Here is an 18,885-nt window from a genome sequence, read left to right as displayed (position 1 = left end):
GCCGTCCTGATTGCTCGTTACATCTATCTGGTCCGGGGTTCAGTGTCCCAGGTGTCGTCGTCGAGTCCGGCCAGCGCGATCAGCTGGTCCGGCGTGACCCCCTCGGGTATCGCCCGGGGCGCCGGCGTCCGCAGCGGCGGCTGCCAGCCGGCCTCCGGATCCCAGCTCCGCACGACGCGTGCGGGCGCGCCCGCGACCACCGCGTGGTCCGGCACCTCGCCGCGCACGACGGCACCGGCCGCCACCACCACGTTGCGGCCGAGGCGGGCGCCCGGCAGGATCACGGCGCCCGTGCCGATCCAGCAGCCGGGTCCGATCTCGACCGGTTCCATCCGCGGCCACTGCTTGCCGATGGGCTCGTGCGGGTCGTCGTACGAATGGTTGGTCGACGTGATGTAGACGTACGGCCCCATGTAGACGTCGCTGCCGATCCGTACCGTCGTATCGGCGATGACATGGCTGCCGCGGCCGATCACGACGCCGTCGCCGAGCGTCAGGATGGGGTCGGGGCCGAGGTCCAGGTCCGGCATCAGGCCCGCGGTCAGCGTCACCTGTTCCCCGATGATGCAGTGCGCGCCCAGCCGGATCCACGGCTCACCGAACACCGTGCCCTGCGGGAACGCCAGCTTCGTGCCGTGCCCGATCGCCCCGAACCGGTGCCCGCCCGGCTGCCGCGCGGTGACCGCGCCCTTGCGCTGCACCCAGCGCCATCCGGCCTGTACGAGCCGGTGGCCGGGACCACCCTTGACGTTCCGCTTCATCGGCACGGCGACACGTTACCCACGCGTATCTTCCGCCCCCACCTCGACGGCCTGTGATCTTCACCCCACAGGTACGGTTCGCTCACGACGTAGATCGCACGACGTAGGGAGCCCCCGCTCATGTCCCACGAACCACTCGTCATCGGCATCGGCGACAAGGAACCGAAGGTGGACCCGGACGCGTTCACCGCGCCCACCTCCGTGATCGTCGGCGACGTCACGCTGAGCGCGGGCGCGAGCGTCTGGTATGGGGCGGTGCTGCGGGCCGAGTTCGAGCCGATCACGCTCGGCGCGGACAGCAACATCCAGGACAACTGCACGGTCCACGTCGACCCCGGCTTCCCCGCGACGATCGGCGAGCGGGTCTCGGTCGGGCACAACGCGGTGCTGCACGGCTGCACGATCGAGAACGACTGCCTCATCGGGATGGGCGCGACGGTGCTCAACGGGGCGGTGATCGGGGCGGGGTCGCTGATCGCGGCGCAGGCGCTGGTGCCGCAGGGCATGGTGGTTCCGCCCGGTTCGCTGGTCGCGGGGGTCCCCGCCAAGGTCAAGCGCGAACTCTCCCCCGAGGAACGCGAACTCGTCACCCTGAACGGCACGCACTACGTGGAACTGGCCACCCTCCACCGCCCCGCGTAACCAAATCAAGCCCCTGCGGCGTTTGAGCAGCGGGGTCCGGGGCGGAGCCCCGATCCTTTGGACCGGCACCGGTGGCGCGGTCCTGGGGCGCTGCCCCGGACCCCGCTCCTCAATCGCCGGAGGGGCTTGAAACAGCCACCGCGGCCACGCACCGAAGAGGCGCGAAGGAGCCAGCGGTCAAGCACCGAGAAGGCGCGAGGCCGCAAGGGGTCACCGTGCCGGTTCCGGCTCCCCCGCCGACTCCTCATGCGCGGCAGCCATCTTCGCCGCCCGCCGCTTCACGATCAGCATGGACGCCAGCCCCACCAGCACCGCCGCCCCCAACCCCACATAGGAGAACCGCTTCAGCCAGTCCTCCGCCACCACACCCACGTAGTAGATGACCGCGGTCGTCCCCCCGGCCCAGACGATCCCGCCGAGGACGTTGGCGATGAGGAACTTCCAGTACGGCATGTGCAGCACACCCGCGAGCGGCCCCGCGAAGATCCGCAGCAGCGCGATGAAGCGGCCGAAGAAGACGGCCCACATGCCCCACTTCTCGAAGGACCGCTCGGCCGTGGCCACATGCGCGGGCCCGAAGTGCTTGGGGAACTTGGACCCCAGTTTCGCGAGGAGCGGGCGCCCGCCCTTGCGTCCGATCGCGTAGCCGATGGAGTCGCCGACGACCGCGCCCGCGCTGGCGCAGATGCCGAGGACCACCGGGTTGACGTCCCCGTGCTGCGAGGAGAGCAGCGCCGCGGAGACCAGGACGATCTCACCGGGCAGCGGAATGCCGAGGCTTTCGAGGCCGATGACACCGGCCACCAGCGCGTAGATGGCGACCGCCGGAATCGTGTCGAGCCATTCCTGGACGTGCAACGCCGTCGCCTCCCGTACCCGCCGAAATCTGTGCCTGTGCCCGGCGTGCGCTCCCCTCCAGGTACGCGCACGCCGGGCAGCCTACCTGCTCCCTATGACGCCGCCGCGCCCCACGAGGTGCAGTGGTGCTCACGATGAACTCGCGTCGAGACCGTGATCCCGCCCACACCGGGCCGCACATCACTTCCGGCGGTCCCAGCCGATCGTCACGTCGGTGCGCAGCGGCAGTTCGGCCGCCGAGGCGCCGAGCCACACCGTGCGTCTGCCGGTGCCGAGAACCCAGTCGTGACGTTCGGTGTCCCAGGAGGAGAGGGTGCGCGGCGCGACGCGCACGGTGATCGCGCGCCGCTCCCCCGCGTCCAGTTCGACCCGCCGGTAACCGCCCAGCACCCGCACGGCCTGGTCCACTTGGAGGTCCGGGGAGCTGCCGACGTACACCTGGGGCACGGCGACGCCCGCGCGCACCCCCGTGTTCCGCACGGTGAAGGTCACGTCGAGGCCGCGCCCGGTCCAGCGCGCCCTCAGGCCCTCGTAGGCGAACGAGGTGTACGACAGGCCGTGGCCGAACGGGAACAGCGGCCGCACCTGCTGGGCGTCGTACCAGCGGTAGCCCAGGTGGATGCGCTCGGAGTACTCCTCGACGCCGTCCACGCCGGGGTAGCGGCGCGGGTCGCCGGACATCGGGTGGGTGTCCTCGGAGGTCGGGAAGGACTGGGTGAGCCGGCCCCCGGCGTCGCAGTCCCCGTACAGGACGGCGGCGGTGGCGGCCGCGCCCTCCTGGCCGGGGTAGTACATCTGGAGCACGGCGCCCACCTGGCCGAGCCACGGCATGGTGGTCGCGGAGGACGTGTTGAGCACGACGGTCGTCCGGGGGTTGGCCTGTGCCACGGCCGTGATCAGGTCGGCCTGGTGGTCGGGCAGCGCGAGCGAGGTGCGGTCCGAGCCCTCGGTCGCGTCCTCGTACGCGAAGAGCACCACGCTGTCCGCGGCGCTCGCGGCCAGCACGGCCTCGGCGACGTCGTCCGCGCGCGTCGCGGCGGTCACCCGGCGCAGCCGGAACGTCTGCCCCTTGCCGCCGCCCTTCGCGGTGATCTCCAGCCGGTGCGAACCGGCGCTCAGGGCACGGGACTTGTGGCGGACCTTGAGCCCGTCGGGTGCGACGGCGACGAGGGCGCCGCCGAAGTGCTCGGCGCTGCCGCGCAGCACGGGGAAGAGTTCGGTGCCGTCGAGCAGCACCGTGGGCCGCTCGCCCGAGTAGTGGACGACGAAGGTCCATTCGCCGGTCGCCTCGACCGCGTCGACGGTGAGCGCCCCGTCGTACGTCCAGGTCTCCCCGGCCGCGACCGCCTGCTCCTCCAGGTCGGCCGAGGGGGTCAGCGCGTCGCCGGGCAGGGCCTTGCCGTAGATGTCGCTGCCGAGGGCGTACGTCACCGAACCGCCGCTGCCCGCGCGGGACTTGATGGCTTCGTACGGACTGTCGGCATGGTCCGGGACGACGTGCGCGCTGCCGCCGCCGCTGACGAACGGGATGTCCCCGGTGGGGCCGATGACGGCGACGGAGCCGCGCGCGGGCAGCGGCAGGACGCCGTCCGGGTTGTGCAGCAGGGTGGCGCCCGCCTTCGCGATGTCGAGGGCGACGGCCGCGCCCGCCGCCGCGTCCCGGCCGGGCCGGGGCGCCGCCCTCGCGACGAGCAGCCCGAACCGGTCCATCACGGTGAGGATCCGGCGCACCGCCTCGTCCACCTGCGCCTCGGGCACGGTGCCGTCCTCGACGGCCGCCTTCAGGGCGGCGCCGAACGCGCGCTCCTGCGGCATCTCCATGTCGAGACCGGCGGCCATCCCGCCGACGGTGGTGTGCTTGGCGTGCCAGTCGGTCATGACCCAGCCCTCGAACCGCCACTGGTCCCGCAGGATGTCGCCGAGCAGTTCCTTGCTGTCGCAGGCGTAGACGCCGTTGACCTTGTTGTACGAGCCCATGACGGCGCCCGCGCCCGCCTCGACGGCGGCCTCGAAGCCGCGCAGTTCCAGCTCGCGCATCGTCTGCTCGTCGGCCCGCACGTCGACCGAGGTGCGGGCCTTCTCCTGGTTGTTGAGCGCGAAGTGCTTCACGGTCGCGATGAGGCCCTCGTCCTGGATGCCGCCGATCTCCTCGACGACCATGTCGCAGGAGAGCAGCGGGTCCTCGGAGAACGTCTCGAAGTTGCGGCCCGCGTACGGGGTGCGGATCAGGTTGACCATGGGCGAGAGCAGCACGTCCTGGCCGAGCGCCCGGCCCTCGCGGCCGATGACCTCGCCGTAGCGGCGGGCGCGGGCGGGGTCGAAGGTGGCGGCGAGGAGCACGGGGGCCGGCAGTGCGGTGGCGGGCCGGGTGACGCGCACACCGGCGGGGCCGTCGGCGAGGCGCAGCGGCGGGATGCCGAGGCGGGGGACGCCGGGGACGTAGCCGGCCTGGCCGAGGGAGTCCGGGTCCTCGGCGCCGTGCAGGAAGGTGAGCTTCTCGTCGAGCGTGAGCCGCCCGAGCAGCGACTCGACGCGCGGCCCGGCGGCCCGGACGCGTCCCTGTGCCGCCGTGGCGCGGCTCGGCAGTGCGCCGGTGACGGCGGCGGCGACCATGATCGCCGCGCCCATCCGGCGCAGGGCCGTCCGTCTGGAGATGCCGTCGACGCCGCGTGCGCTGCTGGTCCCGCTGTGGGGCATGGGCTGTCTCTCCCTCGTCGCGTTCGAGTACTAGACGCACTGTGCGACAAAACGGACATGACGCGGCGCTGGACACCGCGAACCGAACGGAAAATATGCCGGGAGACGACTCCTGTCGGCGCATCGCGCGAGGGGCGCCGACCTCAAGGTCGGCGCCCCTCGCGCGGTGCGGGTCCGGCTCAGCCGTTGGGACGCAGCGTCCAGACGACGGTCATCTCGCCGGTGACGGCGCCGTCCTCACGGGTGATCGCGATGCTCACCGGGAACTCGGGGCGCTCGCCCGCGTCGAGCTCGGCGACCACGTCGGCGGCCGGACGGCCGAGCGTCGCCGTGGCGGTGACCGGGCCCATCGCCAGCTTCTTGTACGCGATCTCGGCGCTCACCGCGAGCGGCACCGCGCGGGAGAGCTGGTCGCCGAAGGCGGCGAGCACGATGGCGCCGCTCGCGGACTCGGCCAGCGTGAACATCGCGCCGGCGTGCGGGCCGCCGACGTGGTTGTGGTACTCGGCCTGGTCGGGCAGCGAGACGACGGCCTTCTCCGGCGTCGTCTCGTGGAAGTCGAGGTTCAGGGTGCGGGCCATCGGCACCGTGGCGGCGAGCATCTCGCCGATGGACATCTGATCTGCGCTCATGAGCCGAATGTTACCCACCGGTAGCAACCTTGACCATCCCCTCGCGACGCGAGCGGGAAGCGCGACATAACATCCACAAACCGACCAATCGATCGAGGGTCGAGGAAACGGTTTGTCGATTCGGGCGCGGGGCGGCGATAGTCCCCCAGTGACCTCTGCCGCCGTCCCCGACCCGAAGCGTCCGCGCCTGCGCCCCACCTGGGCCGGGCGGAACTACACGCTCCTCGCCGTTTCGGCGATCATCACCACGCTCGGGGCGCACGGCGCGCTGATCGCCTCGGCGTTCGCCGTCCTCGAAGCGGGTGGCGACGGCGGCGACGTGGGTCTGGTGGCGGCGGCGCGCACGCTGTTCCTCGTGGTGTTCCTGCTGGTGGGCGGCGCGGTCGCGGACCGGCTTCCGCGCCACCACGTGATGGTCGCGGCGAACGCCCTCAACTTCCTCTCCCAGGGCGCCTTCGCGCTCCTCGTCCTCCAGGGCGATCCGAAGCTGTGGCAGATGATGCTGCTCAGCGCGCTCGGCGGCACCGGCCAGGCGTTCTTCAACCCGGCGGCCGAAGGCATGCTGATGGCCTCGGTCACCGGGGAGCAGGCCAGCCGCGCGTTCGCCCTGTTCCGGATGGGGATGTCCGGCGCCGGGGTGGGCGGCGCCGCGCTCGGCGGGGCGATGGTCGCGGCGATCGGACCCGGCTGGGTGCTGGCCGTGGACGCGGTGGCGTTCCTGGCGGCGGGTGCGCTGCGGCTGTTCCTCGACGTGCGCCACATCCCGCCGCGCGCGCCGGGCGGCGGGCTGCTCGCCGACATGCGCGACGGGTGGCGGGAGGTCGTCGGGCGGCCGTGGCTGTGGACGATCGTCGCCCAGTTCGCCGTGGTGGTCGCGGTGGTGGGCGCCGCCGAGTCGGTGTTCGGGCCGCTGGTGGCGCGCGACGAACTGGGCGGGGCGGGGCCGTGGGGCCTCGCGCTCGGCGCGTTCGGTGTCGGTACGATCCTCGGCGGCCTGCTGATGATGCGCTGGAAGCCGCGGCGGCTGCTCTTCGCGGCGACGCTCTCGGTCTTCTCCCTCGCCCTGCCGTCCGCGGCGCTCGCCGTGCCCGTGCCGCTCGGCTGGCTGATCGCCGTGATGTTCGTCAGCGGCGTCACCATCGAGATATTCGGCGTCTCCTGGATCACCGCCCTGCACCAGGAGATACCGGAGGAGAAACTCTCCCGCGTCTCGGCCTACGACTGGTTCGGCTCGGTGGCGATGGTGCCGCTCGCGACGGCGCTCGCCGGTCCGGCGGAGGCGGCGTTCGGACGGACGGCCTCGCTGTGGGGGTGCGCGGCGCTGGTGGTCGTCGCGACGTCCGCGGTCCTCTTCGTCCCGGACGTACGTCATCTGCGGCGCCGCGAGCCGCACGCCACCAAGGTCGCCGAGGGCGGCGCCGCCGCCGCGGCGGACCCCGTCACCCCACGCTGAACGACCCGCCGGGCGGCTCCGGCGAGGGCACGGCGTCCGCGTCCTCCACCGGTACGGCGTCGCCGACGAAACGGCGCAGCGCCGCCCCGTGCTCGACCCTGGCGGGGAACGCGTCGCGGGCGGTGCGCCGGGCCAGCTCCGCCACGTCCAGCTCGGCGCGCGAGGCGAGCAGCACGGCGTTGCCGAACCGCCGGCCCCGCAGCACCGCCGGCTCGGCGACGAGCGCGACGTTCGGGAACACGGCGGCGAACGTGGCCAGTTGGGACCGCAGGAACGCGAAGGGCGCGCCGTCCGCGAGATTCGCCGCGTACGTGCCGCCCGGCCGCAGCACCCGCGCCGCGTGACGGGCGTACGCGAGGGTCGTCAGATGGGCGGGCACCCGCGACCCGCCGAACACGTCCGCCACCAGCACGTCGACGCTTCCGTCGGCCGCGGCCTCCAGCCACTGCCGCGCGTCGGCGCCGTGCACCGTGACATCGGCGCCGTCCGGCACCGGGAGATGCTCCGCGACGAGGGCGAGCAGCCCCCGGTCCGCCTCGACGACGTCCTGCCGCGAGCCGGGCCGGGTGGCGGCGACGTACCGGGGCAGGGTCAGCGCGCCCCCGCCCAGGTGCAGCACGTCGAGCGGGGCGCCCTCGTCCCCGAGGCAATCAAGCACATGCCCGAGCCGCCTCGCGTACTCGAACTCCAGATGCCCCGGCTCGTCCAGATCCACGTACGACTGCGGCGCCCCGTCCACCGTCAACAACCACGCCCGCCGCCGATCCACATCGGGCAACAACTTGGCGACCCCGTAATCGACATCACGGGTAACCGGTACCGACTCCGGCAAGGAAGCGTTCACCCCCTCATTGTGCCGCCCCTCTTCAAGCACCTGCGGCCACCTTCAAGCCCCTCCGGCCACCTTCAAGCCCCTCCGGCGATTGAGGAGCGGGGCACGGGGCAGCGCCCCGATCTTTAGAGCCCCTGCGGCGATTGAGCAGCGGGGTCCGGGGCAGCGCCCCGAACCCCGCAACCCCGTTACAGCACCGCCGAAACCGTTCCGGCCCCCACCGTCCGCCCACCCTCACGCATCGCGAACCCGAGCCCCGCCTCCAACGGCACATCCCGCCCGAGCTCGACCGTCATCACCACGGTCTCCCCCGGCCGCGCCACCCCGGCCTCCCCGAGGTCCACATCCCCGACCACATCCGCCGTCCGCAGGTAGAACTGCGGCCGATACCCCGTACGGACCGGCGTCGAACGCCCACCCTCCGCCGCCGCCAGCACATACACCTGCGCCCGGAACCTCCGCCCCGGCCGCACACTCCCCGGCTCGGCCACGACATCACCCCGCCGCACCGCGTCCCGCGCGACCCCGCGCAACAGCAACGCCACGTTGTCCCCGGCCTGCGCCTCCTCCATCGGCTTGCCGAAGGTCTCGACCCCGGTGACCACGGTCTCGGCCTCGCTCCCGCCCCCGGCACCGCCGTGCACCCGCACCCGGTCGCCGACCCGCACGCGCCCGCGCTCCACGGCCCCCGTGACGACGGTCCCGCGCCCGCTGATGGTCATGACGTTCTCGACGGACAGCAGGAACGGCGCGTCCACATACCGCTCCGGCATCGGCACGTACGTGTCCACGGCGTCGAGCAGCGCCTCGATCGAGGCGGTCCAACGCGCCTCGCCCTCAAGGGCCTTGAGCCCGGACACCCGCACCACCGGCACGGAGTCGCCCCCATACCCGTGCGCGGACAGCAGCTCGCGGACCTCCAGCTCGACGAGGTCGGTGAGCTCCTCGTCACCGGCGTCCGCCTTGTTGATCGCGACGACGATGTGGTCGACGCCCACCTGCCGCGCGAGGAGTACGTGCTCGGCGGTCTGCGGCATGATCCCGTCGAGCGCCGAGACGACGAGGATCGCCCCGTCGAGCTGCGCGGCGCCCGTGACCATGTTCTTGACGTAGTCGGCGTGGCCCGGCATGTCCACGTGCGCGTAGTGCCGGGTGTCGGTCTCGTACTCGACGTGCGCGATGTTGATGGTGATGCCGCGCTGCGCCTCCTCGGGCGCCTTGTCGATGCGGTGGAATGGCACGAAGGTGGCGAACGTGCCCGCGCCGCGCTCGGCGAGGACCTTGGTGATCGCGGCGGTCAGGGTCGTCTTGCCGTGGTCGACGTGACCCATCGTGCCGATGTTGAGGTGCGGCTTGGTGCGCACGTATGCCGTCTTGGGCATGGCTGAGTGGTCCCTTCCGGAACTTCACGAAAGAAAGTGGTGGCCTCCTTCGGGAGGCGGGGACCCCTGAACCGGACCGACCCTCCCCCTGCGGGGTCCGCCGGAATGTCCGGAGAGGGTCAGCTTCGCGCGCCGTCAGCGGCTGCCGCGAAAAGCGCCGCGAGGAGAACGGCAGCCTGAGCAGCGTCCGCGACTGCGGACGGAGCTGCGAGGAAGGCGTGCCGGAACATGAGGCAGATCATCGCCGACGGACCGCCAAGCGTCGAACGATTTTCCGTGCCCGGCACGGCAGTTGGTCAGGGGATCACTGGCCTACGTTCTTCAGGGCTTCCCGCACGGAGAGCGGCGCGAGCACGTCGCGGTGCGCGGCGACGAAGGTCCGTACGGCGTCGGCGTCGGTCTTGGCGTACTCGCGCAGCACCCAGCCGATCGCCTTGCGGATGAAGAAGTCCGGGTGCCCGGCCTGGCGCAGGCAGTACGCGAAGAGCCGGTCGGTGTCGGTGGCGTCCTTGTGGCGGAGCTGGTGGAGCAGCGCGGTCCTGGCGACCCAGAGGTCGTCGTCCTCGATCCACGCGTCCATGTCGGCGCGCAGCGTCGGGTCGGCGGCGACGAGGCCACCGACGACGTGTGCCGCGAGGTGGTCCACGGTGTCCCACCACGGCACGGTCGTGATCAGCTCGCGCGCGACGGGCAGGAAACCGGACGTGAGACGCCGCACATGGCGGCGCAGGAAGTCGATGGCGAAGTAGGCGTATTCGCGCTCGGGCAGCGCCCAGCAGCGCAGCGCGACGGCGGTGAGATCGGCCTCGTCGGGACGCGGCGTACCGTCGAGGACGGTCCTGCTCAGCTCCCGGCGCACGGGCGACGCGAGCCCGAGGAACGGGGCCACGTCCTGCATGTACGCGCGCATCCGTGCGGCCCGTTCGGGGTCGGCGGCGGCTGCGTACACCTGCGGGAGGCGGGCGAGCAGGGTGTCGGCGAGGGCGCTCGGCGGGGTCGGGGCGACGGCCATGTGACGCTCCTCGCAAGTGGGGCAAGAGCCGGGAAAGTGAGACACAACCTACGGCGATCTTATGTGGGGGTCGGTTACTCTCCCCGAATGTTCGAGACCGTCCCCGCCCGTCCCGCCGGGCTCGCCGCGCGCTTCGGCCAGGCGCTGCTGTCGCCGTGGTCGCGGCTGTCGCTGCTGGTGATGCTGCTGGCCACGGGCGTGACGTGCGCGCTGCTGTTCGAACCGCAGCGGCTGATCACGCAGGGCTGGCCGCCGGCGGTGAACGGGGCGGCGGCGGTCGTCCTGTTCGCGGCGGCGTACGGGGTGTGCACGGTGGCGTTCGTACCGAGACCGCTGCTCAATCTGGCGGCGGGCGCGCTGTTCGGCTCCCAGCTGGGGCTGGTCGGGGCGATCGGCGGTACGACGCTGGGGGCGGGCCTCGCGTTCGTGCTGGGCCGGGTGCTCGGGCAGGACGCGTTGCGGCCGCTGGTGCGCGGCCGCTGGCTGAAGGCGGCGGACGGACAGCTGAGCGAGCACGCGTTCCGCTCGGTGCTGGCGGCCCGGCTGTTCCCCGGCATCCCGTTCGCGGCGGCGAACTACTGCGCGTCGATCTCGCGGATGAGCATCGTCCCCTTCCTGCTGGCCACGGCGCTCGGCTCGATCCCGAACACGGCGGCGTACGTGGTGGCGGGTGCCCGCGCGTCGACGCCGACGTCGCCCGTGTTCCTGATCGCGATGGGCTTCATCGTGATCACGGGGTGCGCGGGCGCGGTCGTGGGCTGGCGCAAGCGTCACCATCTGGGGAAGGGCTCTCAGGGCTCGGAGGGCTCGCAGATCCCGGAGCCGTCCCCGGAGCCCGCCGGAGCCTCGGCCCGGCCGACTCTCCCCTGAGCCCCCTGCCGAGGCACAGCGTCACCGCGACGGACGCCGCGGCGAGCGCCGTCATCGCGGTCGCGGGCGAGGTCGCCTGAGCCAGCACGCCCGCGAGCACGGCCCCCACTCCCTGCATGGTCAGCATGCCCGCCGTGTGCAGCCCGAGCGCGTGTCCGCTGAGCCGCTCCGGCGTGAGCGCCATCAGCCGTTCCTGCAACAGCAGCCCCGCCGAGAAGCCGATCGACGCGAGGGCGACCGCGGCCACGGCGAGCGGCAGGGCGGGCTGGAGCGCGAACACCAGGTACGGCACGGCGAGGAGCAGCCGCAGCGGCGCGGCGAGCCGGGCCCGCCACCGGGGCGGCAGGAAGCGGCCGGTGAGGACGTCCCCGGCGAGCATGCCGAGGGCGGCGCTCGCGAGCAGGACGCCCGCGTGCTCGGTGTCGTACGGCACGAACAGTGCCTCGCAGCCGACGATCAGCCCGTTGGGCACCCACAGCGCGAGGTACACGTACCGGCGGGGCACCGACGACCACAGGGCGGTGTTGCCCCGCATCGTCTCGCGCGGGGACGGCCGCCCGGCGGCGCGGGGCGGGCGGCGGGTGAGTCCGCAGCGGGCGACCAGCGCGGCGAGCGCGTAGAGCCCGGCGCCGACGAGGAGGGTCCCGCGCGGCGACAGCACCGCGACGAGGAGCCCGCCCGTCGCGTATCCGGCGATCTGGCAGACACCTCCGCTCATGTTGAGGACGGACCGCCCGAGCAGAAAGCGGTCGCGGTCGAGGACGTCGGTGAGGAGCCCGTACCGGACCCCGCCGCCGAGCGCCGCCGGAACGCCCTGGACGAGGACCAGCGCGAGCGCCGCCGCCGTCGGCAGCCCCGGCGTCGCCTGCGCGGCGGTGGCGAGCCCGAGGAGGACGGCGAGCCCGGTGAGGGCGGCGCGCGGCGGCACCCGGTCGGCGGCGGACAGGAGCGTGAGCGCGCCGACGACCTGGGCGAGCGAGGGCCCGAACATGGCGAGGGCGGACAGCAGCGGCGAGCCGGTCGAGGCGTACACGAGCGAGCCGAGGGCGAGCCCGCTCACCGTCTGTCCGGCGACCTGGAGCGAGACGGTGGCGAAGAGGGAGGGGAATTCGGGCGTACGGAACAGCTCCCGGTAGGTGGTCATGACGGGAGGCTGCGGGGCGTGGCACGCGGGCCGTTAATGTTTCGCGGACGCGCGAAACGTCCGGGCGGTGCACGAGGGGCGGGGCATGGGGATCTGGCAGGTCGACGCGGACACGCTCGCCGGGAGCCGGTTCGTCGTGTCGCGGCTGGCGGAGGCGACCGCGAGCCTGAAGAAGCTGGCGGATCCCGTGGCCGCGCACCCCGGCGAACGGCGCTGGCTCGACGCGCACCTGCCCGCGTACCGGGCGCGGCTCGCCGCCGATCCGACGACGGGGCTGCTGCTGGCCGCCGTGTTCGGGGCGCGGTGGATCGCCGACTTCATGACGCCCACGCCGGACGGCGTCCACGAGGACGACCTGGCGGACGGTCTCGCGCAGATCCGCGCCACGTCGCCGGAGGCCGTCCGGGCCGGCCTCGCCCTGTCGTCGCCCGGCCCGCTGCCGGACGCGCTGGCCCGCGCGGACGACCTGGCGGAGCGGGCGGCGGACGTGCTGGCGTGGGTGTGGCGGGAGACGGTCCTGCCCGAGTGGCCGCGGCGCCGCCGGATCATCGAGGCCGATGTCCTCGCCCGGACCAGGGAGTTGACGCGGGGTGGCTGGGCGGCGGCCTTCGGCGGGATGCGGCCCACGATGGGCTGGCTCGGCGACGGGCGGCTGCGGATCAACGCGCACGACTATCCGCCGCGGGACATCGCCGGGACGCGGCTGCTGTTCGTCCCGGTCACTCCGAAGCAGGGCTGGGTGTCGTGGCCGGAGGGCGACCCGGTCGACCGGTACGCGGTGGTCTACCCGTGCGCGGGGGCCCTCGCGGACGCGGATCGGGCGGCGCCGCCCGACGGCCTCGCGGCGCTCGTCGGCGCGGCCCGCGCGCAGGTCCTCGTTCTGCTCGGACAGCCGCTGACGACCACGCAGTTGGTGGCGCTGACCGGTCAGGGTCTCGGTTCGGTGGGCCGCCATCTGAAGGTGCTGCACGCGGCTCGTCTCGTGCAACGCCGCAGGTCGGGTCGGGCGGTCCTGTACTGCCGCACCCCCACGGGCGACACCTTGGTGGAGGCGCAGCGGGAAGCGCCGTGAAGACTCCGCGCACGCCCTCGTGGGGATCTTGTCACTTTCGGGCGCTACCCTGCCCCCACGCGAACACCCGGGCCCCTTGGGACGGGAGTTCGCGCTGCCCTGTCTGGCCCGCGTTCGCGGCCGGTTCCGCCGAGCACCTGGATCGCGTACTCACCTCATGTCTTGGTTCGAATCTTTCATTCTCGGGCTCGTCCAGGGGCTCACGGAGTTCCTGCCGATCTCGTCGAGCGCCCATCTGCGTCTCACGGCCGCGTTCGCCGGCTGGCACGACCCCGGCGCCGCCTTCACGGCGATCACGCAGCTCGGCACGGAGACGGCGGTCGTCATCTACTTCCGCAAGGACATCGCGCGCATCATCTCGGCATGGACCAGGTCGCTGACCGACAGGACCATGCGCGGCGACCACGACGCGCAGATGGGCTGGCTGGTGATCGTCGGCTCGATCCCGATCGGCGTGCTGGGCCTGGCGTTCAAGGACCAGATCGAGGGCCCGTTCCGCGATCTGCGGCTGACGGCGACGACGCTGATCGTGATGGGCGTGGTCCTCGGCGTCGCCGACCGGCTCGCGGCGCGCGACGAGGCGGGCGGCCGGCACCGCGCGGCCCGCCCCCGCAAGGAACTGAAGGACCTCACGGTCAAGGACGGCCTCATCTACGGCGTGTGCCAGGCGCTCGCCCTCGTGCCCGGTGTCTCCCGCTCCGGCGCCACGATCAGCGGCGGACTCTTCCTCGGCTACACGCGCGAGTCCGCGGCCCGCTACTCCTTCCTCCTGGCGATCCCGGCGGTCCTCGCCTCCGGTGTCTTCGAACTCAAGGACGCGACGGAGGGCGGCCACGTCTCGTGGGGCCCCACGATCTTCGCCACGGTGATCGCCTTCGGCGTCGGCTACGCGGTGATCGCCTGGCTGATGAAGTTCATCTCGACCCGCAGCTTCATGCCGTTCGTCTACTACCGCATCGCCCTCGGCATCGCCCTGTTCGTCCTGGTGAGCATGGGCGTCCTGAGCCCGCACGCCGCCGAGTCGGCGGGCTGACGCACACGGTTCAGCGCGGTGTGACGGCCCGCAGCCACCGCGGGAACTCGCTCATGAGCCGGTCGTACAGCACTCCGTCGGGGATCAGCCCGGGGTCCTTGCCCGCGGCGAAGAAGTTGGCGTTGTCGACGGCCCGCTTCTTCGGTACGGCGAGTTCGTCGAGCTTGCGCAGGAACCTGAACTCGTCGTCGCCGTAGCCGATGAACTGCCAGAACAGCGGCAGCTTGCTGGCCTTGCACAGGGTCTGCTCGGCGGCGCGGCGGGAGTCGGGCGAGCCGTCGGTCTGGAAGAGGACGAACGCGGGCACCTTCGCCTCGCTGTCGAGATAGTGGTCGATGACGGCGTCCATGGCCGCGGCGTAGTCGGTGGTCCCCATGTGCCCGTAGGACTCGTGGAGTTCGTTGATCCTGCCCGCGTAGTTGTCGAGGTCGATGTCGACGGCTTCGCGGGCGTCGGTGTCGAAGAAGACGGTGGGGACGATGCCGTCGTCGTCGAGGTTCACGGACAGGCCGAGGGCCTGTTCGGCGAGGTGCTGCATGCTGCCGTCCTTGTAGTAGCGCCGCATGCTCCCGGACCGGTCGAGCACCAGGTACACGGCCGCCCGTTCCCCCTCCAGGCCCTGCTTGCGCAGGGAGACGGCGGCGCTCTTCGCGAGGCTGACGAGCCCCTCGGGAACCTTCTCGAAGTCGATCGGCACGGCTGCTCCTTGGTCGCGATCAGCAGGCGTCGGGAAGAGACCCGCCACCTCAAGTGTTGCGCCCCACATCACGGTTGAGCCGAGTGGGACGGGTGGGTGCGGGATGCGGGCGGTGCGGTTTCACGAGTACGGCGGGGTCGACGTGCTGCGGGTCGAGGACGTGGCGCGGCCCGTGCCGAGCGCCGATCAGGTGCTGGTGGAGGTGCGGGCCGCCGGGATCCAGCCCGGTGAGGTGAGCATCCGGACGGGGTTCCTGCACGAGCGGTGGCCCGCCACGTTCCCGTCCGGGCAGGGCAGCGACCTCGCCGGTGTGGTCGTCGAAGTCGGCTCGCACGTACGGGACTTCGAGGTGGGCGACGAGGTCGTCGGGTTCACGCACCGGCGCGCCAGCCACGCGGAGTTCGTGGCCGTCGACGACGTGAACCTCGTGCACCGCCCGGCCGGGCTCCCGTGGGACGTGGCCGGTTCGCTGTACGTCGCGGGGGCCACCGCGTACGCGTGTGTGTGGGCCGTGGACCTGCGGCCGGGCGACACGGTCGTGGTGTCCGGCGCGGCGGGCGGCGTCGGCTCGATCGCCGTGCAGCTGGCCCGGCGCCACGACGTCACCGTCATCGGCCTCGCGAGCGAGCCGAACCACGGCTGGCTGAAGGTGAAGGGCGTGGTGCCCGTCGCGTACGGGGACGGGGTGCGCGAGCGCGTCCTGGAGGCCGCCGGCGGCCGGGGCGTCGACGCCTTCATCGACACGTACGGCACCGGATACGTGGAGCTCGCCCTGGAGCTGGGCGTGGCGCCGGGCCGCGTCAACACCATCCGCGACTGGAAGGTCGCGGGCCGGGTCGGCGCCCGTACGTACGGGGAGGGTGCGGCGGCCAGCGCCGTCGTGCTGGGCGAACTGGCCCGGCTCGCCGCGCGCGGGGAGCTGGAGGTGCCGATCGCGCGCGCCTACCCGCTGGAGCAGGTGCGCGACGCGTTCCGCGAGCTGGAGAAGCGCCACACGCACGGGAAGATCGTGCTCCGCCCCGGGGCCGCCACGTGACGGGCCGGGGCTCGGACACGCGGGTCACCAGGGCAGCGGGCCCTCGGCGGAGAGGTACGCGCCGGTCGGCCCGTCCGCGCCCACGGACGCCATCCGGACGATGATCTCCGCGCCCTGCTCGACGGTCTGCACGCCGGTGTTCCCGTTCAGGTCGGTCCTGGTGAAGCCGGGCTCGACGGCGTTGAAGCGGATCTCCGGGAACGCCTTGGCGTACTGCACGGTCACCATGTTCACGGCGGTCTTGGACGCCGGGTACGCGATGCCGGGGTAGGCGGCGGCCGGATTGTCCGGGTCGGTGGCGCCGGCCAGCGAGGCGAGGCCGCTGCTGACGTTGACGACGACGGGGGCGGCGGAGCGGCGCAGCAGCGGCAGGAAGGCGTGGGTGACGCGGACGGTGCCGAAGACGTTCGTCTCGAACAGCGGACGCAGCGTGTCCGCGGTCTCGTCGGCGGGCAGCACGACGGCGTTGCCTTCGGTGCGGCCCTCGATGCCGGCGTTGTTGATCAGTACGTCCAGGCCGCCCTCGGCCTCGATGCGCCGCGCCGCCGCGGCGACGGAGGCGTCGTCGGTGACGTCGATGACGACGTGCCGGGCGCCGAGCTCCGCGGCGGCGCGGCGGCCGCGCTCGGGGTCGCGGGAGCCGAGGTGGACGGTGTGGCCCGCCGCGACGAGGCGGCGGGCGGTCTCGCGGCCGAGGCCCTTGTTGGCCCCGGTGATCAGTGTGGTGGTCATGGGTCCAGGCTGGGCCCCGGCCACCCCCGCGACCAGGCGTCCCGTCGTCCTGGGACCACCGGTACCAGGACGATCCGCGGCGGACGGGGCATGGTGGTGGCATGGCACCTCACGCACGCCTTGGCGACTTCGGGGACGCGGTACGGCGCTGGCGGGACCGGATCGCCCCGGAGGCCGCGGGCATCGCGTCCCTGGGGCCGCGGCGGGCGGCGGGTCTGCGCCGCGAGGAGCTGGCGCTGCTCGCCGGAATCTCGGCGGACTACGTCACCCGACTGGAACAGGGCCGGGCCACCCACCCCTCCGACCAGGTCGTGGAGGCGCTGGCGCGGGCGCTGCGCCTGTCGGACGCGGAGCGTGAGCACCTGTTCCGGCTCGCGGGGCTCGCGCCGCCCGGCCTGGAGACGGTGCCGGGGCGGCTGACGCCGAGCGTGCGGCGGCTCCTCGACCGGCTGGCCGGGACGCCGGTCGCGGTGTTCGACGCGGCGTGGACGCTGCTGCTCGCGAACCCGCTGTACACGGCGCTGCTCGGGGAGCGCCCGGAGTGGGGCGGGCACGGGCGCAACGGGGTGTGGTGGACGTTCCTCGGGCCGGTCGGCCGGGTCCGGCAGAGCCCCGACGAGCGGCAGGCCATGGAGACGGCCCTCGTGTCGGACCTGCGGACGACCGCGAGCCGCTACCCGCTGGACCCGCGCCTGCACACCCTCGTCGACGAACTCCGCACGCGCAGCCCGCGGTTCGCCGAGCTGTGGGACTCGGGGGCGGTCGGCCGGCACGTCGCCGCGCGCAAGACGGTCGACCATCCGCAGGTGGGCCCGCTGACCCTGGACTGCGACATCCTCACGGCGGCGGGCGACGAGCTGCGCGTCATGCTCTACACGGCCGAGCCCGGCACCCCGGACGAGGACGCCCTGCGGCTGCTCGCAACGGCGGTGCTGCCGACGCTGATCGGCGCGTGAGCGGGTACCCGACCGGGCGCTTGATCAGGCCTTCCACCAACTCCTTTACAGCATCGGTCACTTGTCGCTCACGACCGCTCGCTCAGGGTTCCCAACCGGCCAGGCCGCACGTAGCCTTGGCACATGCCGCCCGTCACCCCTGCTTCTGTGCGGTCTGCCGAGGAAGTCAACGAGCAGATCCGCGGACTGTGGCTGCGCGCCCGCGGCCGGCTGACCGCGGAGCAGCGCGCCGAGTACGAGCGTCTGGTCACCGAGTGGGCCGACGCCATGCGCGCGGTGCAGGCCGCCGCCCGCCGCGAGGTCGTGGAAGCGGCCTGAACCGCCTGCGCCCGCTCAGCGCCCTCCGGCCACCCGCAGCACGGCCCCGGTCGCGTACGACGCGTCCGCCGACAACAGCCAGGAGATCGCCGCGGCGATCTCCTCCGCCCGGCCGGGGCGCCGCATCGGGATGCCCGGAGCCGCTTCGCGCGCGATGTCCGGGGTGCCGCTCGTCGCGTGGATCTCGGTGTCGACGATGCCGGGCGCGACGCCGTTGACCCGTACGCCCACCGGCCCCAGCTCCTTGGCGAGGCCGAGCGTGACCGTGTCCACGGCCGCCTTCGACGCCGCGTAGTGCACGTACTGGCCGGGGCTGCCGATGGTGGCGGCGCCGGAGGAGACGTTCACGATGGCGCCCGCACCGGCCGCGGTCATGTCCCGCGCGGCACGGCGGCAGCACAGGAGCACTCCGAGCACGTTGACGTCGAGGACGCGCCGCAGGTCCTCGGTGCGGGCGTCGGCGAACGGGCCCACCGGCGCGGTGACGCCCGCGTTGTTCACGAGCCCGGTGAGCGGGCCGAGCCCGGCCACCGCCTCGTCGAACATCCGCTCGACGTCGGCCTCCTGGGACGTGTCGGCCCGGACGACGACACAGCGGGCGCCCGCCGCGCGGGCCTCCTCGGCGGTGCGCTCGGCGGCGTCCTGGTCGCTCACGTACGAGAGCGCGACGTCGTGGCCGTCCTTGGCGAGGCGCAGCACGGTGGCGGCACCGATGCCGCGGCTGCCACCGGTCACGAGCGTGCGGGGACGGGTCATGG

At 73.0% G+C, this 18,885-nt stretch carries 18 protein-coding genes and 1 pseudogene; 8 read left to right on the top strand and 11 right to left on the bottom strand.

The genetic code is table 11. The features are described from left to right. Window positions 1-23: 23 nt before the first annotated feature. Complete coding sequence (locus ACYBSK_RS12310; RefSeq protein WP_457481721.1) at window positions 24-761, bottom strand: acyltransferase; 738 nt, start codon at window positions 759-761, stop codon at window positions 24-26. Window positions 762-881: 120 nt separating this feature from the next. On the opposite strand from ACYBSK_RS12310, the gene ACYBSK_RS12305 reads away from it, so the two are divergent. Then, on the top strand, window positions 882-1,403 hold the full coding sequence (locus ACYBSK_RS12305; protein WP_460246060.1) for a gamma carbonic anhydrase family protein: 522 nt from the start codon (window positions 882-884) through the stop codon (window positions 1,401-1,403). Window positions 1,404-1,613: 210 nt separating this feature from the next. Here ACYBSK_RS12305 and ACYBSK_RS12300 read toward each other — a convergent pair whose 3' ends face one another. The 3 genes from ACYBSK_RS12300 to ACYBSK_RS12290 all read right to left on the bottom strand — a co-directional run bounded on the left by ACYBSK_RS12300 (window position 1,614) and on the right by ACYBSK_RS12290 (window position 5,590). Then, the gene (locus tag ACYBSK_RS12300) at window positions 1,614-2,261 is read right to left on the bottom strand and encodes a DedA family protein (RefSeq protein WP_460246059.1); all 648 of its coding nucleotides are present in this window, start codon (window positions 2,259-2,261) and stop codon (window positions 1,614-1,616) included. 180 nt (window positions 2,262-2,441) lie between these two features. Continuing rightward, the gene (locus ACYBSK_RS12295) at window positions 2,442-4,958 is read right to left on the bottom strand and encodes a beta-glucosidase family protein (RefSeq protein WP_460246058.1); all 2,517 of its coding nucleotides are present in this window, start codon (window positions 4,956-4,958) and stop codon (window positions 2,442-2,444) included. Window positions 4,959-5,137: 179 nt separating this feature from the next. Further along, window positions 5,138-5,590: a DUF4442 domain-containing protein gene (locus ACYBSK_RS12290; RefSeq protein WP_457476944.1), complete on the bottom strand. Its 453-nt coding sequence runs from the start codon at window positions 5,588-5,590 to the stop codon at window positions 5,138-5,140. 148 nt (window positions 5,591-5,738) lie between these two features. Here ACYBSK_RS12290 and ACYBSK_RS12285 point away from each other — a divergent pair, with 148 nt between their 5' ends. After that, complete coding sequence (locus ACYBSK_RS12285; RefSeq protein ID WP_457476943.1) at window positions 5,739-7,043, top strand: MFS transporter; 1,305 nt, start codon at window positions 5,739-5,741, stop codon at window positions 7,041-7,043. On the opposite strand, the gene ACYBSK_RS12280 is transcribed toward ACYBSK_RS12285, so the two are convergent. The 3 genes from ACYBSK_RS12280 to ACYBSK_RS12270 form a co-directional block, all read right to left on the bottom strand. Then, on the bottom strand, window positions 7,030-7,875 hold the full coding sequence (locus tag ACYBSK_RS12280) for a spermidine synthase (RefSeq protein WP_460247008.1): 846 nt from the start codon (window positions 7,873-7,875) through the stop codon (window positions 7,030-7,032). The two genes, ACYBSK_RS12285 and ACYBSK_RS12280, sit on opposite strands and share 14 nt — an antisense overlap. 188 nt (window positions 7,876-8,063) lie before the next feature. After that, window positions 8,064-9,257, bottom strand: a complete 1,194-nt coding sequence (tuf, locus tag ACYBSK_RS12275; protein ID WP_460246057.1) for an elongation factor Tu — start codon at window positions 9,255-9,257, stop codon at window positions 8,064-8,066. 304 nt (window positions 9,258-9,561) lie between these two features. Continuing rightward, the gene (locus tag ACYBSK_RS12270; protein ID WP_460246056.1) at window positions 9,562-10,269 is read right to left on the bottom strand and encodes a DNA alkylation repair protein; all 708 of its coding nucleotides are present in this window, start codon (window positions 10,267-10,269) and stop codon (window positions 9,562-9,564) included. A gap of 87 nt (window positions 10,270-10,356) precedes the next feature. Here ACYBSK_RS12270 and ACYBSK_RS12265 point away from each other — a divergent pair, with 87 nt between their 5' ends. Next, on the top strand, window positions 10,357-11,139 hold the full coding sequence (locus tag ACYBSK_RS12265) for a TVP38/TMEM64 family protein (protein WP_460246054.1): 783 nt from the start codon (window positions 10,357-10,359) through the stop codon (window positions 11,137-11,139). Here the strand turns inward: ACYBSK_RS12265 and ACYBSK_RS12260 are convergent. Beyond that, window positions 11,057-12,283, bottom strand: a pseudogene (locus ACYBSK_RS12260) (MFS transporter); the annotation flags it as partial. The gene ACYBSK_RS12265 and the pseudogene ACYBSK_RS12260 overlap by 83 nt on opposite strands. Window positions 12,284-12,368: 85 nt before the next feature. Here ACYBSK_RS12260 and ACYBSK_RS12255 point away from each other — a divergent pair. Further along, window positions 12,369-13,355 (top strand): ArsR/SmtB family transcription factor, encoded by a 987-nt coding sequence (locus ACYBSK_RS12255; RefSeq protein WP_460246053.1) that lies wholly within the window; start codon window positions 12,369-12,371, stop codon window positions 13,353-13,355. A gap of 157 nt (window positions 13,356-13,512) precedes the next feature. Continuing rightward, the gene (locus ACYBSK_RS12250; protein WP_460246052.1) at window positions 13,513-14,388 is read left to right on the top strand and encodes an undecaprenyl-diphosphate phosphatase; all 876 of its coding nucleotides are present in this window, start codon (window positions 13,513-13,515) and stop codon (window positions 14,386-14,388) included. 10 nt (window positions 14,389-14,398) lie between these two features. On the opposite strand, the gene ACYBSK_RS12245 is transcribed toward ACYBSK_RS12250, so the two are convergent. Further along, window positions 14,399-15,085, bottom strand: a complete 687-nt coding sequence (locus tag ACYBSK_RS12245; protein WP_460246051.1) for a VWA domain-containing protein — start codon at window positions 15,083-15,085, stop codon at window positions 14,399-14,401. Window positions 15,086-15,188: 103 nt separating this feature from the next. On the opposite strand from ACYBSK_RS12245, the gene ACYBSK_RS12240 reads away from it, so the two are divergent. Then, window positions 15,189-16,121: an NADP-dependent oxidoreductase gene (locus ACYBSK_RS12240; RefSeq protein WP_460246050.1), complete on the top strand. Its 933-nt coding sequence runs from the start codon at window positions 15,189-15,191 to the stop codon at window positions 16,119-16,121. A gap of 24 nt (window positions 16,122-16,145) precedes the next feature. Here ACYBSK_RS12240 and ACYBSK_RS12235 read toward each other — a convergent pair whose 3' ends face one another. Then, window positions 16,146-16,853, bottom strand: coding sequence for an SDR family NAD(P)-dependent oxidoreductase (locus tag ACYBSK_RS12235; protein WP_460246049.1), 708 nt, complete (start codon window positions 16,851-16,853; stop codon window positions 16,146-16,148). A 101-nt stretch (window positions 16,854-16,954) separates the two neighbouring features. Between ACYBSK_RS12235 and ACYBSK_RS12230 the strand changes: the two genes are divergently transcribed. After that, window positions 16,955-17,809: a helix-turn-helix transcriptional regulator gene (locus ACYBSK_RS12230; RefSeq protein ID WP_457476934.1), complete on the top strand. Its 855-nt coding sequence runs from the start codon at window positions 16,955-16,957 to the stop codon at window positions 17,807-17,809. Between the two features lie 123 nt (window positions 17,810-17,932). Then, complete coding sequence (locus ACYBSK_RS12225; protein ID WP_460246048.1) at window positions 17,933-18,127, top strand: hypothetical protein; 195 nt, start codon at window positions 17,933-17,935, stop codon at window positions 18,125-18,127. A 15-nt stretch (window positions 18,128-18,142) separates the two neighbouring features. On the opposite strand, the gene ACYBSK_RS12220 is transcribed toward ACYBSK_RS12225, so the two are convergent. After that, window positions 18,143-18,883 (bottom strand): SDR family oxidoreductase, encoded by a 741-nt coding sequence (locus tag ACYBSK_RS12220; RefSeq protein ID WP_460246047.1) that lies wholly within the window; start codon window positions 18,881-18,883, stop codon window positions 18,143-18,145. Window positions 18,884-18,885: the final 2 nt, after the last annotated feature.

The sequence above is a fragment of the Streptomyces sp. BYX5S genome, from assembly GCF_054724165.1.
This window is presented reverse-complemented; position numbering and strand designations above follow the sequence as displayed.

Excerpts from the sequence above, each read along its gene's own strand:
- ACYBSK_RS12305 (WP_460246060.1), top strand. The coding sequence starts at position 882 with ATGTCCCACGAACCACTCGTCATCGGCATCGGCGACAAGGAACCGAAG.
- ACYBSK_RS12230 (WP_457476934.1), top strand. The coding sequence starts at position 16,955 with ATGGCACCTCACGCACGCCTTGGCGACTTCGGGGACGCGGTACGGCGC.
- tuf (WP_460246057.1), bottom strand. The coding sequence starts at position 9,257 with ATGCCCAAGACGGCATACGTGCGCACCAAGCCGCACCTCAACATCGGC.
- ACYBSK_RS12235 (WP_460246049.1), bottom strand. The coding sequence starts at position 16,853 with ATGACCACCACACTGATCACCGGGGCCAACAAGGGCCTCGGCCGCGAG.
- ACYBSK_RS12290 (WP_457476944.1), bottom strand. The coding sequence starts at position 5,590 with ATGAGCGCAGATCAGATGTCCATCGGCGAGATGCTCGCCGCCACGGTG.
- ACYBSK_RS12250 (WP_460246052.1), top strand. The coding sequence starts at position 13,513 with ATGTCTTGGTTCGAATCTTTCATTCTCGGGCTCGTCCAGGGGCTCACG.
- ACYBSK_RS12225 (WP_460246048.1), top strand. The coding sequence starts at position 17,933 with ATGCCGCCCGTCACCCCTGCTTCTGTGCGGTCTGCCGAGGAAGTCAAC.
- ACYBSK_RS12255 (WP_460246053.1), top strand. The coding sequence starts at position 12,369 with ATGGGGATCTGGCAGGTCGACGCGGACACGCTCGCCGGGAGCCGGTTC.
- ACYBSK_RS12265 (WP_460246054.1), top strand. The coding sequence starts at position 10,357 with ATGTTCGAGACCGTCCCCGCCCGTCCCGCCGGGCTCGCCGCGCGCTTC.
- ACYBSK_RS12270 (WP_460246056.1), bottom strand. The coding sequence starts at position 10,269 with ATGGCCGTCGCCCCGACCCCGCCGAGCGCCCTCGCCGACACCCTGCTC.
- ACYBSK_RS12240 (WP_460246050.1), top strand. The coding sequence starts at position 15,189 with ATGCGGGCGGTGCGGTTTCACGAGTACGGCGGGGTCGACGTGCTGCGG.
- ACYBSK_RS12220 (WP_460246047.1), bottom strand. The coding sequence starts at position 18,883 with ATGACCCGTCCCCGCACGCTCGTGACCGGTGGCAGCCGCGGCATCGGT.
- ACYBSK_RS12295 (WP_460246058.1), bottom strand. The coding sequence starts at position 4,958 with ATGCCCCACAGCGGGACCAGCAGCGCACGCGGCGTCGACGGCATCTCC.
- ACYBSK_RS12310 (WP_457481721.1), bottom strand. The coding sequence starts at position 761 with ATGAAGCGGAACGTCAAGGGTGGTCCCGGCCACCGGCTCGTACAGGCC.